Annotated in this window: 11 protein-coding genes; 8 read left to right on the plus strand and 3 right to left on the minus strand. The window is 68.0% G+C overall.

Annotated elements, in window-relative coordinates; genetic code table 11:
- The first annotated feature begins 68 nt into the window (after positions 1 to 68).
- The 3 genes from K7711_RS17995 to K7711_RS18005 all read left to right on the plus strand — a co-directional run bounded on the left by K7711_RS17995 (position 69) and on the right by K7711_RS18005 (position 6,011).
- On the plus strand, positions 69 to 2,720 hold the full coding sequence (locus K7711_RS17995) for a hypothetical protein (protein WP_222970568.1): 2,652 nt from the start codon (positions 69 to 71) through the stop codon (positions 2,718 to 2,720).
- The gene (locus K7711_RS18000; protein WP_308014807.1) at positions 2,717 to 4,495 is read left to right on the plus strand and encodes a P-loop NTPase family protein; all 1,779 of its coding nucleotides are present in this window, start codon (positions 2,717 to 2,719) and stop codon (positions 4,493 to 4,495) included. The genes K7711_RS17995 and K7711_RS18000 overlap by 4 nt, the downstream gene beginning before the upstream one ends.
- Before the next feature lie 100 nt (positions 4,496 to 4,595).
- Positions 4,596 to 6,011 (plus strand): wax ester/triacylglycerol synthase domain-containing protein, encoded by a 1,416-nt coding sequence (locus tag K7711_RS18005; protein ID WP_222970569.1) that lies wholly within the window; start codon positions 4,596 to 4,598, stop codon positions 6,009 to 6,011.
- On the opposite strand, the gene K7711_RS18010 is transcribed toward K7711_RS18005, so the two are convergent.
- A complete protein-coding gene (locus K7711_RS18010) occupies positions 5,971 to 8,061 on the minus strand; it encodes a glycoside hydrolase family 15 protein (protein WP_235747362.1) in 2,091 nt (696 codons plus the stop codon). The two genes, K7711_RS18005 and K7711_RS18010, sit on opposite strands and share 41 nt — an antisense overlap.
- Positions 8,062 to 8,188: 127 nt before the next feature.
- Entirely contained in the window at positions 8,189 to 8,536 is a 348-nt protein-coding gene (locus K7711_RS18015) for a hypothetical protein (protein WP_222970919.1), read from the minus strand.
- 98 nt (positions 8,537 to 8,634) lie between these two features.
- Here K7711_RS18015 and K7711_RS18020 point away from each other — a divergent pair, with 98 nt between their 5' ends.
- Positions 8,635 to 8,898 carry a hypothetical protein gene (locus tag K7711_RS18020; protein WP_222970570.1) on the plus strand — a complete coding sequence of 88 codons (264 nt, stop codon included), beginning with the start codon at positions 8,635 to 8,637 and terminating at the stop codon, positions 8,896 to 8,898.
- Between the two features lie 238 nt (positions 8,899 to 9,136).
- Here K7711_RS18020 and K7711_RS18025 read toward each other — a convergent pair whose 3' ends face one another.
- Positions 9,137 to 10,222 (minus strand): M48 family metallopeptidase, encoded by a 1,086-nt coding sequence (locus K7711_RS18025; protein WP_308014808.1) that lies wholly within the window; start codon positions 10,220 to 10,222, stop codon positions 9,137 to 9,139.
- A gap of 75 nt (positions 10,223 to 10,297) precedes the next feature.
- On the opposite strand from K7711_RS18025, the gene K7711_RS49320 reads away from it, so the two are divergent.
- From K7711_RS49320 to cysW, 4 genes are all read left to right on the plus strand, one after another.
- Complete coding sequence (locus tag K7711_RS49320) at positions 10,298 to 10,372, plus strand: Ms4533A family Cys-rich leader peptide (RefSeq protein ID WP_372460164.1); 75 nt, start codon at positions 10,298 to 10,300, stop codon at positions 10,370 to 10,372.
- Positions 10,373 to 10,553: 181 nt separating this feature from the next.
- Positions 10,554 to 11,600 (plus strand): sulfate ABC transporter substrate-binding protein, encoded by a 1,047-nt coding sequence (locus tag K7711_RS18030; protein ID WP_222970571.1) that lies wholly within the window; start codon positions 10,554 to 10,556, stop codon positions 11,598 to 11,600.
- Positions 11,600 to 12,454 carry a sulfate ABC transporter permease subunit CysT gene (gene cysT / locus K7711_RS18035; protein ID WP_245567719.1) on the plus strand — a complete coding sequence of 285 codons (855 nt, stop codon included), beginning with the start codon at positions 11,600 to 11,602 and terminating at the stop codon, positions 12,452 to 12,454. The genes K7711_RS18030 and cysT overlap by 1 nt, the downstream gene beginning before the upstream one ends.
- Positions 12,451 to 13,260 carry a sulfate ABC transporter permease subunit CysW gene (cysW, locus tag K7711_RS18040; protein ID WP_040820438.1) on the plus strand — a complete coding sequence of 270 codons (810 nt, stop codon included), beginning with the start codon at positions 12,451 to 12,453 and terminating at the stop codon, positions 13,258 to 13,260. Before cysT ends, cysW begins: the two co-directional genes overlap by 4 nt.
- The last annotated feature ends 5 nt before the right edge of the window (positions 13,261 to 13,265 follow it).

The raw sequence follows: 13,265 nt of genomic DNA on the forward strand, positions 1-13,265 counted from the left end.
TTACCTGTTCTCGACAGATGGCAAGACCCGTTCGGTTTCCGGGCCGGACACCTGAGAGTGGAGTGTGTATGACGCGTGACCTGCCCCTCGACGCAGACGCGAAGGACCCGGGCGATCACGCCGGGGACACCGCGTATCGCGTCGCGACCGGCGTTGCGCGGGTCGCGAGGGCAGGGGCGTACGTCACCGGCGGTGCCCTGGTGGCCGAGGGCAGCACCACGCCGGAGAACGGTGAATCCCACGACGCCAGCCGGATTGCGGGCTGGTCGCTCCAGGATCCGCAGCCCAATGCGCCCAGCCCGGTCGTCACCTATCCGGATCCGGCCCCGGATTCGGTGCCGCCGGTCCTCAGCCATCCGGGTGCGGCCGCCTCGGACCATCCGCTGCTCGCCTTCCCTAATCTTCCGCCGGGCTTCGAATTTCACGTTCAGATCGAGACCGGGCCCGCAGCCGGGGCACAGCAGCCCGATCTGAGCAAGATTCCCGGTATGCACGGGATGCCCGGAACCGATGGCAGCACACCGGGATTGAGTGTGGTCCCCGGTCCGAGCGAAGGGGTCGTGCCGGGTACCGGCACCGATCATCTGCCGGGTACGGGCGCCGTGCCCGGTCTCGGCAACGGGGTGCCGAACCTCGGCAACGGAATCCCGGGTCTGAACAACGGTATTCCCGGCTTCGGGAACACTCCCGGCACCGGTGATTCGCCGTTCGATCTGCCGAGCGTTCCCGCGATGCCGGACGTCCCGGCGATGCCCAGCGTCCCCTCGGTCCCGGAATTTCAGATCCCGAAGCTGAATTCCGGCAACGGGGGTTCGGATTTCGGTCTGCCCGGCATTCATCCGGCGGCGGCGCCGATCGCCGCGCAGGGCGGTCAGGGCGCGACGTTGACGAGCCTGGTCCATCCGGCCGATGCCTCGATGTCCGACGTCGCCGACGGTCCCGGGCCCATCGATCTGGGTGATCCGTCGGCCTCGGCCGCCGACGGGGGAGCGGGTTTCGGTCCGTTCGGCTCGGAAAACGATGCGCTGCACGTGGTTTCGGGATTCGACGGGGTGGGCAGTGTCGAGTTGAGCGTGTACGCCGGGGTTCAGGCGCATCTCGACGCGCATGCCGGACTCGACGGGGTCTGGCTGCATGCGAGTGCGCAGGCCGCGGGTGGCGTCGCCGGCGGTATCGGGGAGCAGATCGACACCTACGGACAGTGGCTGGGCGGCGGCGAGTCCGCTCCGACCGCGGCGCCGGGCCAGGAGTCCGCACTGGTCCAGAACCTCGTCGGGCCGACGCCCGGAATCCGTTCGGGGATGGGCGTTTCCGCTACTGAAGGGCCGGGGTCCGCGCACGGCCCGGTCGGCACGCCCGGCGTGGTTCCGGTGGCCGGTATCCCGCAGGCAGCGGTGCCCGGTGCGGCGATGCCGGTGAGTATCGCGGGACCGGTCGTCTCCGCTGCCGGGCCGGTCGTTCCGGCCACCGCCGCATTGTCGCCGTCGCTGCCCGTGGCCGGGCCCGTCGTCTCGTCCGTACCCGCGGCGGTCGCCGCGCCCGCGGCGGTGACCACGCCCGCCGTCGCCACCGCGCCTCAGCCCGCTGTCGTGGCGATCGCCGCACCCCCGGTGCCGCAGCCGGTCGTCACGACGCCACTGCAACCCGCGGCGCATCCGGATGCGGCGGTGCACACGCTGGTCGGCGCGCTGCCGGATCATCTCGGGCCGATACCGCTGGGTGCGGCCGCTGCGGTCGGGCCCGCGGCGTTCCTCGGTCTGCCCAAACCCGGTCCGGTCCCCGCGGCCACACCGGGGCCCACCTCCCCGGGCTCGGAGCACGGCGCGAGCACCGGGCCGACGGTCGCACAACCCCTGACCGCGACGTTGGATCATTCCCCGCTGCCGCACGTGAGCATCCCGGCCATGCCGACCATTCCGCCGATCCCGCAGCTGGGCGGTGCGAACCCGTCGCACCCGCTGAAGCCGACGCATTCGACCTACGGCCCGACCGCGGGCGGCACGGCACCGTCCCACGCATACGGCCCCTCCACCGAGCCCACTGTGACCGGAACGCCGTCGAGTGAGCACGGCGCCGGGACCACCTCCACCATCGCAGGGCACCCGAACCCGACGTACACGGACGACACGACCACCGACGCGCGTCCCGGACCGACCACGGTCGACCCGAGTACCGGTACCGCGCCGACCACCGTGACCCCGAGTCACGAATCCTCCACGTCTACACGGGATTCCACGCCGACGCGCGAGGTCACCCCGACGCACGATTCGACGCCGGCCTACGGCCCGCGGCCCACCCACGGCCCGACGTCCACCTCCGATTCGGGCGTCACCCGGCAGCCCGTGCCGTCGCACGATTCGACGCCGTCGCACGAGGTTCCGATGCCGACCCGCGAGCCGGGCATGCCCTCCCACACGCCGAGCATGCCGACGATGCCGAGCCACGAAACCCCGCCCGCCGTCACCGCGCCGCAGATTCCGGGCGCCCACGGTACCGTGCCCGGCGTGCCCGCCCCGACGCTGCCGCAGCTGACCATGAGCCCGCACCTGCCGACGAAACCCATTGCGCAGGTGCACGATTCGAACGACTACACCCCGTGGCAGGATTCCGGCCACGTCGGGCTGACCGCGGGGCTGTCCGGCGGTCTGCTGCCCGGAACCGACACCGATCCCGCACACCTGCTGATCCATCCCGCTCCCGACCCGCATATCGCACTGTGACCACGGTCGATCCGGCCGCGGCCAAACATCCCGACGTGATGGCGCCGCTGCTGCGGCAGCTCGACGAGCTGTTGGGGCTCACCCGTGCGGCCGGGCGCGCCGATCTGACCGCCCGGCTGAGCATGTCCCGGTCCCGGGTCGCCGATCCCCGGGTGCGCCTGGTCGTGGTCGGCGAACCCAAGAACGGGATGAGCACCCTGGTCAACGGCCTGGTCGGGACGGTGGTCAGCGCCACCGACAGTCCGGTCAGCGTCCCGGTGATCGCCGAATACGGGCCGCAGGCCACCGCGACGCTGGTGCGCACGGTCGCCGGCGGCCGCACCGAACGGCAGCCGGTCGACCCGCTGAATCCGGCCGCGGCGATGTCCCTGGACGGTGTGGTCCGCGCGGAGTTCACCGATCCGAGCCCGCTGCTGGCCGAGGGTTTCGTCGTGATGGACGCGCCGGGCGCACCCGCCGATACGCCCACCACCTGGTCGTTGATCGCCGCCGCCGACGCCGTGCTGTACGTCGCCGACGCGGGCAATGAGTACACCCCCGAACAGATCGTGCTGCTGGCGCGGATCCAGCAGGTCTGCCCGACGGTGATCTGCGTGCTGAACAAGATCGACCGGTATCCGGTCTGGGCTCAGGTGCAGCAACGCAATCGCGAACTGCTGGACCAGGCGGGTCTGGGATTCGCGGTCGCGCCCATCTCCGCCGAGAAACATCTGCGGGCCGGTGCGGATCAGCGCCGGGACCTGGAATCCGGTGTGCCGCAACTGATCGAGCATCTGCGCGAGTACGTGCTGCGGCGCGCGGACGCGCTGGCCCACGAGGCGGCGGTGCGCGATATCCGCACCATCACCGATCATCTGGCGCTGACCCTGCGCAGCGAGGCCGAGACGTTACGAGATCCGCAGCGGTTCACCGAGATCACCGAACAGCTGCGCAGTTCCCGCGCCGAGGCCGACAGTCTGCGGCAGCGTTCGGCGAACTGGCAGATCACCCTCGCGGACGGCTGTTCGGATCTGATGGCCGATATCGAACACGATCTGCGTCACCGGCTGCGCAGCCTGGTCCGCGACGCCGAAGCCGAGATCGTCAAGGGCGATCCGGCGCGCGGCTGGAAGGAATTCGGCGCGGATCTGGACGCGCGCATCTGTGAGGCGGTGGAGGAGAACTTCGTCATCGCGCACTACCGCTCGGTGGAATTGGCGCAGGAGGTCGCGGAGAAGTTCCCCGACACCGACTACGACGCGGTACTCGCGGATCTGCGCCTGGAGAATCCGGCCGACGTGCTCGAGCCGGTGGCCTCTCTGGAACCGCTCGCATCGGCGAAAATCGGTGTGATCCAACCGATCCTGAACATCATGCGGGGTTCCTACGGCGGTCTGCTGATGGTCGGCGTGGTGCTGGCCAGTGTGCTGAACATTCCGCCGGTGAACTGGTATTCGGGTGCGGCCGCGGTACTGCTGGGCGTCAACGCGCTGTGGGAGGACCGCAAACTGCGTCGCGAACGTCGTCAGGCCGAGGCCAAGACGGCCGTCGCGCGCCTGATGGACGACGTGATCTTCCAGGTCAGCAAGGAATCCCGGCACCGCCTGCGCGGCGTGCAGCGCACCCTGCGCGACCATTTCACCGAAATCGCCAATCAGACACTACGTTCGGTGGACGAATCCCTGCGCGCAGCGGAGGAGGCCGCGGCCGAACAATCCGGCCCGGCCCGCGACCGCCGCCTCACCGAGATCGAATCCTCCCTGATCCGCCTCCGGGAAATCCGCGAGCGTGCGTGAGATAAGACCTGCTCCGGCTCCTTAGGGTCTTTGGGCGCCGCCGGGTGGGCGTTCGGTCTCTAGCGGTCCGCCGATCGAGGTGGATAGCGTCGGTTGCACGATGACGACCGATCCACGCGAATCCCATCTGACCCAGTCGGATTTGTTCTCCTGGACCATGGAGCGTGACGCGATCCTGCGCTCTACGGTCGTGTCGATCCTGCTCCTGGACACCGCTCCGGAGGTGGATCGGTTGCTGCGGACGGTGGATCGCGCGTCGCGAGTGGCGCCGAGATTCCGGGACCGGCTGGTCGCGATGCCGATCGGTTCGGCTCCGCCACGATGGACACGGGATACCGACTTCGACCTGTCCTGGCATGTGCGGCACATCGTGTTGCCCGCATCGACGGAAATGTCGTCCGTTTTGGAGTTCGCCCGCTACGAGGCGATGACCTCCTTCGATCCGGTACGGCCGCTGTGGCAGCTGACCCTGCTGACCGGCCTGACCGACGGTGCGGCGGCGCTGGTTCTGAAGTTCCATCATTCGCTGAGCGACGGCGTGGGTGGCATCCAACTGGCGAACGAGATCGTCGATTTCACTCGGTCCGCGGCCGATCGTGGTCCGGCGCCTGTGCAGCCCTACGAGCAGCCCGGCGAGTTGGCCGCCATCCTGGCCTGGAACCGGGCCGTCGGCTCGGCGCTGGCTCGCGGCGGTCTGTCGCACCTGTTGCCACTGGCCCGGCGGGCGGTGCGAGACCCGATCCGCACCATCCGGGACGGTGCAGCGATGGCCGCATCCTTCGCGCATCTGGTGTGGCCGGTGACCGATACCTGGTCTCCGGTGATGACGCGGCGTGGTCTCGGACGGCGCTTCGCGACGCTCGACGTGCCGGTCGCGCAATTGCGCGAGGCGGCGCAGGCCACCGGCTGCACGTTCAACGACGCCTTCCTGGCCGCGATCATGCTGGGTTTGCGCGCCTACCACGCCCGTCATGGCGCGACCATCGATCGGCTTCGCGTGACGATGCCGATCAGCCTGCGCAAGCCTGACGACCCGGTCGGCGGCAATCGCATCACCCTGGCCCGGCTCGCGCTTCCGGCCGACACCGCCGACCCCGCGGATCTGATGCGGACCCTGCACGCAACGGTGCTGAAGTGTCGTCGCGAACCCGCCATGCCGTATTCGGCAGCCGCGGCGGCCGTGCTGAATCGGTTACCCGTCGGCATGGTCGGGGCCATGTTGAAGCATGTGGACTTCGTTGCCTCGAACGTCCCGGGCTCGCCGGTGCCGATGTACATCGCCGGTGCGGAAATCGAGCGGATGTATGCCTTCGGCCCGACACTCGGCACGGCATTCAACGTGATCCTGATTTCCCACGCGGGGAACTGCTGCGTGGGAATCAACGCCGATACCGCCGCCGTGCCGGACCTGGCCGTCCTACAGGACTGTCTCGCCGACGGCTTCCGCGCGCTGGCTCACCCCGACGACGAACGCCTCACCCCGCGGGGTGCGCGGGGCGGAATTTGCCTGCGCTGATGGACTGTTCGGCCCGGATGACGTGGGTCAGTGCGTTGATCAGGGCCAGGTGGGTGAACGCCTGCGGGTAGTTGCCCAGGTGACGTCCGGTCCGCGGGTCGATCTCCTCGGCGTACAGCTCGAGCGGGCTGGCGTAGCCGAGCAACCGCTCGCACAGGTGCCGGGCGCGCTGCACCTCGCCGATCTCCACCAGCGCCGAGACCAGCCAGAACGAGCAGATCGTGAAGGTGCCCTCCACACCGGACAGGCCGTCGTCGGTGGTGTCGGTGCGATAGCGCAGCACCAGGCCCTGTTCGGTGAGGTTGTCGGCGATGGCCAGCACGGTCTTGCACACCCGCGGATCGTCCGCGGGCAGGAACCGCAGCAGCGGCACCAGCAGCAGGGACGCGTCCAGGGTGTCGCCGCCGTAGGTCTGGGTGAAGATGCCGTCCTCGTTGACGCCGTTGTCGAGGATGTCCGCGTGGATCTCCCTGGCCAGCTCGGCCCATTTCTTGGCGTAGTCGGTCTCGCCGTGCATCTCGGCCAGATGCGCGCCGCGGTCCAGCGCGACCCAGCACATCACCTTGGAGGAGGTGAAGTGTTGCGGTTCGCCGCGGACCTCCCAGATACCGCGATCGGGTTCGCGCCAGTGCTCGATCGCGCCCTGCACCTGTTTCTCCAGCATGGGCCACAGCGTTTCGGGCACCTGCTGGCGGGAACGCACGTGCAGATACACCGAATCCAGGATGGTGCCCCAGATGTCGTGCTGGTCCTGGTTGTAGGCCCCGTTGCCGATGCGGACCGGTTTGGCGCCGTCGTAACCGTGCAGATGGCCGAGTTCGTATTCGGTGATGGTGCGTTCTCCGCCGATGCCGTACAGCACCTGCAGCGGGAGCGTATCGCCGTTGCCGTCGGTGGCCACGTCGTGCAGGAAGGCGAAGAAGTCGTCGGCCTCGCGGTTCATCCCCAGGGTGTACAGACCCCACAGCGCGAAGGTCGAATCGCGCACCCAGGCGTAGCGGTAGTCCCAATTACGTTCTCCGCCAGGGGTTTCCGGTAGCGAGGTGGTGGCCGCGGCGAGCAGTGCGCCGGTGGGGGCGTAGGTGAGGCCCTTGAGGGTCAGCGCGCTGCGCTGCAGATATCCGCGCCACGGGTGGTCGGGGAACTTGCCGAGGGTGATCCACTGCCGCCAGCATTCGGTGGTCGCCCACATCTTCTCCGCCGCTTCGGCGTAGCTGCGCGGTGCGGGCAGTTCGGACCAGGACAGCGCGACGTAGACCTCGTCACCCTCCTTCATCCGGGTGCGGGCGCGGGCCTCGCGTCCCTCGATGCCGATGCGCAGATCGGTGGTCAGGGTCAGGCTGGTGCAGTCGGCCTCGCCCTCGCAGGTCGCGGTGGCCTGCTCGTAGACCTTCCCGGTGTACTCCCAGCGGGCCGGGGCCCGGTGGTAGTCGAAGGCCGGTTCGCAGCTGACCTCGAGCTCGACCACTCCGTTGACGCATTTCACCGTGCGCAGCAGCATGTGCTCGGCGTCCCAGTCCATCGGCGTGCGGCGATGCGTGCGGCTGCGTTTGTCGTTGTTGTGCCATGCGCCCAACACCAGCGCGTCGCGCACGATCAGCCAGCCGGTGTCGGTCTGCCAGGTCGTCTCCACGATCATGCCGCCGGGCAGATAGCGGCGGGCCGCGGGCACGTTCACCCCGTACGGGCCGATCCGGAAATGTCCGGCGCTGCGGTCCAGCATCGCGCCGAAGACGCTCGGCGAATCCGGCCGCGGCAGGCACATCCACTCCACCGCTCCGTTGCGGGCGATCAGGCAGTTCGCTTCGCAGTCGGACAGGAAGGCGTAGTCGTCGATGGGCGGATAGGCGGATTTGTGCGTCACACCCGACGAGGTGGGCAGATATCCGGCGTTGAGCTGATCGTCTGCGACATCGCCGAGCGCGTTGCGGCGCACGGCGGGATCCCCGCGGTGTGCGGGCACGCTGTCGTCGGGAACGGGCTGCGGCGGGAGGTCCGCATCGCTGACGTCGTCGGGTGCGTCGCTCAGCGGTTCGTCGTATGACGTCATAGGGACATCATCGGCCCGCTACCGCACTGCCGTCCAGCAATGCGCGCTGTCTAGCGGGTGAGCAGCCAGGCGACGATCACGAGCACGATCAGTGCGATGAGGGCCAGTTGGACTCGCGAGCGGGGCATCACACCGTTTCCTTCTGCCGCACGTCCGAGGGCCGGGGCAACGGTGGTCCGTACTCCAATGGCTGCGGTCCGTATTCCAGCGGGTGCGGCCCGTATTCCGCTGACTCGGAGTCCGGCTCGGTGGGGACCGCGTGGTTCTCGGCATCGATCGGCGGGGTCGGCTCCGGTTCGGTCACACGGTCGCGGCCGAGCATGCGCAGGCCCTCGCGCAGGAGACCGTCGAGCAGGTAGGCGATGAGGAAACTGATCGGGACCATCCCGATCAGCACCACCGCGAACTGCGGTAGGAACGGCAGGCCGGCGACCCACAGTTCGAACCCGTCCCACCATCCAGCAATGCGATGCACAGGCTCAGCCTAGCCCGCGTACCGGTGGGACGGGAGTACGCCTCTGCCCTGGCATGAACGCCCTGCCGCTGTCGGTAGCCCGGGGTACGCTCTCGCCCATGTCAACCGATGAGGATTTCGCTGAGCTCACCCAGCTGCTCGACACCGAGGAGCTCGAGGAGAGCCCCCGACTGATCGCCACCCATTACGCCACTCCCGACGAGGCGATCGAGATGGTGCGTGCCGCCCAGCTGCTCGGCCTGGGGGTTCGGCTGCACAATCGCCTGCGGATCGAAGAGGCCGACGAGGACGGCGAGGAGTCGGCCTCCGAGGAATGGATCCTGGATCTGCTGGAGAGCCCGCCCGAGGTCGATGAGGACTAGAGGTTTCGCGGCTCGGTCGACCGGCTGAATATGCGGCGCGGTCGAGCCACATCTCCGGCCACAACCCGGACACCCCCGGACACCTCGTTCCACCAACCTGAGACAACGCAAACCCCTGGTTTGCGGCGCGGCTTGCCGCCCGGACGCGTGGCGGGTGCGAGGAACGAGTGCCCGACACGGGGCCGGGCGGTGAGCCCAAGGGCGCCGCAAACCCGCCGGAGCGGAGCGGAGGCCACAATTACAGCCCGAGCTTCTTGCCGATCTTCGAGACGGTCTCGCCTACCTCCTGTCCCACGGTGCTCACCGCGCTCCCGACATCGCGGCCGAGGTTGCGCACCGTGCGGACCAGGGGGTCTTCCGAGGCGTCGAAACTTTCCCGGTAGGTGCGGGCGGCCTCGCGGATCTCGTCGCTGATCCGGGTGTTCTTGTCCTGCTCGCGCAGCGGATAACGGCCGTCCAGGATCCGGTCGTACTCACCGCCGGTGATCCAGCGGCGCAGTTCTGCCGCCCGCAGCACCGAGAACGGGTGCGTCTGCAGTTCCATGTTCAACAGTTTGAGCACGCCGTCGCGCAGATCGCCGGTGCGGTCGTAGTCGTCGGCCTGCTGCAGGAATGCGGCATGACTCATCTCACTCACCATCGCGCCGCCCGCCAACTTCATGTGCACCCGCACCGAGGCTTCCACATCCTGTCCGCACAGCAGTCCGGCCCGGTCGCCCGAGAGTTCGGATTTGCGGCTCCACTCCATCAGCGCGGCGATGATCGCGCGCAGCGCCCAGCCGCCGATCGGCATCCAGCCGAACGAGGACGCCAGGTTCAGCAGGTGCATCAGCATGGTCCGGTAGACCGCGTGCCCGGACATCGCGTGCCCGAGTTCGTGCCCGACGACGAACCGCAACTCCTCCACGTCGAGTAGTTCGACCAGTCCGGTGGTCAGCACGATGAAAGGCTCGTCCATGCCGATGGTGAAGGCGTTCGCGACCGGGTCCTGCAGCACGAACATCTCCGGGGCGACGGGTGCGTCCAGGATGCGCACCGCATCGGTCCGCAGGTCGTGCAGTGTCTTGAACTGCCGCTCGTCCACCCGGACCGCGGTCGCCAGATACATCAGCCGATGCTGGCGCTCCCGCAGCAGGCCGGACAGGGTGCGCAGCACGGTGTCGAATCCGGCGAAGGTGCGCATCGCCACCAGTGCGGTGCGGTCCGCCGGATGCTCCCACGCACGTGTGCTGATACCGGGAAAAGTGCGGCGGACGCGGTCCGGAGCGGCGGATTCGCCCGTCGTCCGGCCGCCGTCGGTGGACTCGCTCGGCGTTGCGGTCACAGATGCCCCCTGGGGTTCGTTGGGTCGCGGTGATTCGTCCCGTTCTGCTACAGTCTGCCCGTGTCATCGAGTGCAATGCCGAAGGTCCGCCATGAATTGGCGTTGATCGCGGTCGGTTGCCTCGTGGTCGCGGATATCTACTGTCGCTGATAGGGCGGACACTACTGCGCGCCTAGACTGGCCGCGATCGAATTTCCAGATGTGTTCGTATTCGCCAGGCCCCTTCGGGCCTCGTCGCGGCGTTGCCGGAATCTCTTGCAGGGCAACGAAAGCGGCATCTCGATCCCTCACCCGCAGTCCAGGCGGGCAGGCAGGAAGGTCCACATCCGAAATGTCTCCCAGCAAGGGGCCCGGCCCCCGGCGATTCCCGGCTGCCGCCGTGGTCGTGCTCTTGGTGGCGCTGCTCAGCGCCTGTAGTGGCGGTACCAGCGATGTGCCCGGCAGCAAGGGCGGTAGCGGAGGCAACGGCGCGCTCACGCTGTTCGCCTATTCGACCGCCAAACCGGCCTTCGACAAGGCTGTGGCCGCGTTCAACAAGACCGCCGCGGGCGCGGGCGTGCAGGTACAGCAGTCCTATGGCGCCTCGGGAGATCAGTCCCGCAAGGTCGCCGCGGGCGCGGTGGCCGATGTGGTGAACTTCTCCGTCGAACCGGACATCACCCGGCTGGTCACCGCGGGTCTGGTCGATTCGAAGTGGAATGCCGACGCGGACAAGGGAATTCCGTTCGGCTCGGTGGTGGCGATCGTGGTCCGCAAGGGCAATCCGAAAGGCATCCACGACTGGAACGATCTGCTGAAGCCGGGCGTGCAGGTGGTGACCCCGAACCCGTTCAGTTCCGGGTCCGCGAAATGGAATCTGCTCGCCCCGTACGCCGCCGAGAGCGAGGGCGGGAAGAACCCGCAGGCCGGGTTGGACTACCTGGGCAAGCTGATCACCAAGGATCACATCAAGGTGCAGCCCAAATCCGGTCGCGAGGCGACCGAGACCTTCCTGCAGGGCACCGGTGACGTGCTGATCAGCTACGAGAACGAGGCGATCCTCGCCCAGCGCGAGGGTGATCCGATCGAGTACATGATCCCGCCGATCACGTTCAAGATCGAGAATCCGGTGGCCGTCGTCAAGAACGCACGCAACCTGGACAAGGCCGTGGCGTTCAAGGACTTCCTCTACACCCCGGCGGGCCAGCGCGCGATCGCCAATGCCGGATTCCGGCCGGTCGATCCCCAGGTCGCCGCGGAGTACGGGAAGGACTTCCCGAAGCCCGAGAAGAAGTTGTGGACCATCACGGATCTCGGGGGCTGGAAGACGGTGGACAAGCAACTGTTCACGCCGAACACCGGCAGTGTGGCGACCATCTACGACAAGGCGACGAAATAGTGACCGAGATCGAAACCGCGGCTTCGGTGCGTACACCGAGTCGTAGATCATGGCTGCGGGTGACCGGATCGGTCGGCCCGCTCGGCATTGCCACGGCGGTGCTGTGGCTGAGCGTGATCGTCCTGCTTCCGTTGGCGGCGTTGGCATTTCACGCATTCGACAACGGCTGGTCCGGATTCTGGTCCGCGGCCACCGCACCCGCGGCGCTGGACGCGCTGAAGGTGACCGTCCTGCTGTCGGTGCTGGTGGCCCTGCTCAATGTGGTGATGGGCACGCTGGTGGCCTGGGTGCTGGTGCGTGACGAGTTCCCGGGCAAGTCGATCGTGAACTCGCTGATCGACCTGCCGTTCGCCCTGCCCACCATCGTCGCCAGCATCGTGATGCTGGCGCTGTACGGACCGGACAGCCCGATCGGCATCCACCTCAACGCCACCCAGCCCGGCGTCATCATCGCCCTGGCGTTCGTCACGCTGCCGTTCGTGGTGCGGGCCGTGCAGCCGGTGCTACTGGAATCGGATCATTCGGTGGAACAGGCCGCGGCCTCACTGGGCGCGAGCAACTGGACCACCTTCCGCACCATCGTGCTGCCGTCGCTGGTTCCGGCGATCGTCTCCGGTGGCGGCCTGGCCTTCGCCCGCGCCATCGGCGAATTCGGTTCGGTGGTGCTGATCGGCGGGAACATCCCCGGCCACACGCAGGTGGCCTCGCAGTACATCCAGCAGCAGATCGAGGTGGACAGGCCGGTCAGTGCGGCCGCGGTTTCCGTTGCGCTGCTGGTTATCTCATTCGTGACGTTGCTGGTGCTGCGGCTGTTCGCCGACCGCACCGCGCGCAAGGAGCTGGCGAGCCGATGAAACTCTCACCGCTGAGCCGCATTTCGCTGCGCGTGGTCGCGCTGATCTATCTGTTCGCGCTGCTGGTGGCGCCGTTGGTGATCATCCTGTGGCGCAGTTTCGCCCAGGGGCTGGGCCAGTTCTACGACTGGATCTCCACGCCCGCGGCGATCTCCGCGTTCAACATCACGATGATCATCCTGCTGATCGTGGTCCCGCTCAACGTCCTGTTCGGCATCGTCACGGCGATCGCGCTGGTGCGCGGAAACTTCCCGGGCCGCAGCCTGCTTCAGGGCGTGGTGGATCTCCCCTTCGCGGTTTCGCCTGTGGTGGTTGGTGTTTCGCTGATCATGCTGTGGGGGGTGACCGGATGGTTCGGCGGCATCGAACATCTCGGCTTCCGGGTGATCTTCGGACTGCCCGGAATGGTGATCGCCACCCTGTTCGTGACACTGCCGTACGTGGTGCGCGAGGTGGAGCCGGTACTGCACGAGATCGGTGACGATCAGGAGCAGGCCGCGACCACGCTGGGCGCCTCGCGCTGGCAGACGTTCTGGCGGATCACCCTGCCCGCGATCCGCTGGGGCCTGACCTACGGCATCGTGCTGACCGTGGCCCGCTCGCTCGGCGAATTCGGCGCGGTGATCATGGTCTCCACGGGCCTGCCCGGTGGCGGCCAGACGCTGACGCTGCTGGTGAACGCGCGATACATGGACGACCGCAACATCTTCGGTTCCTACTGCGCGGCGACGCTGCTGATGGCCATGGGGTTGGTCACCCTCCTTCTGATGACCCTTCTCGAACGCAAGCGGGGCACCGCGAAATGACGACC

Source organism: Nocardia coffeae, from assembly GCF_019890715.1.
GTDB lineage: Bacteria > Actinomycetota > Actinomycetes > Mycobacteriales > Mycobacteriaceae > Nocardia > Nocardia jiangxiensis.

What these genes read in the sequence shown, in the direction of transcription:
- K7711_RS17995 (WP_222970568.1), top strand. Translation starts at nt 69, where the DNA reads ATGACGCGTGACCTGCCCCTCGACGCAGACGCGAAGGACCCGGGCGAT.
- K7711_RS18005 (WP_222970569.1), top strand. Translation starts at nt 4,596, where the DNA reads ATGACGACCGATCCACGCGAATCCCATCTGACCCAGTCGGATTTGTTC.
- K7711_RS18010 (WP_235747362.1), bottom strand. Translation starts at nt 8,061, where the DNA reads ATGACGTCATACGACGAACCGCTGAGCGACGCACCCGACGACGTCAGC.
- K7711_RS18020 (WP_222970570.1), top strand. Translation starts at nt 8,635, where the DNA reads ATGTCAACCGATGAGGATTTCGCTGAGCTCACCCAGCTGCTCGACACC.
- K7711_RS18030 (WP_222970571.1), top strand. Translation starts at nt 10,554, where the DNA reads ATGTCTCCCAGCAAGGGGCCCGGCCCCCGGCGATTCCCGGCTGCCGCC.
- cysW (WP_040820438.1), top strand. Translation starts at nt 12,451, where the DNA reads ATGAAACTCTCACCGCTGAGCCGCATTTCGCTGCGCGTGGTCGCGCTG.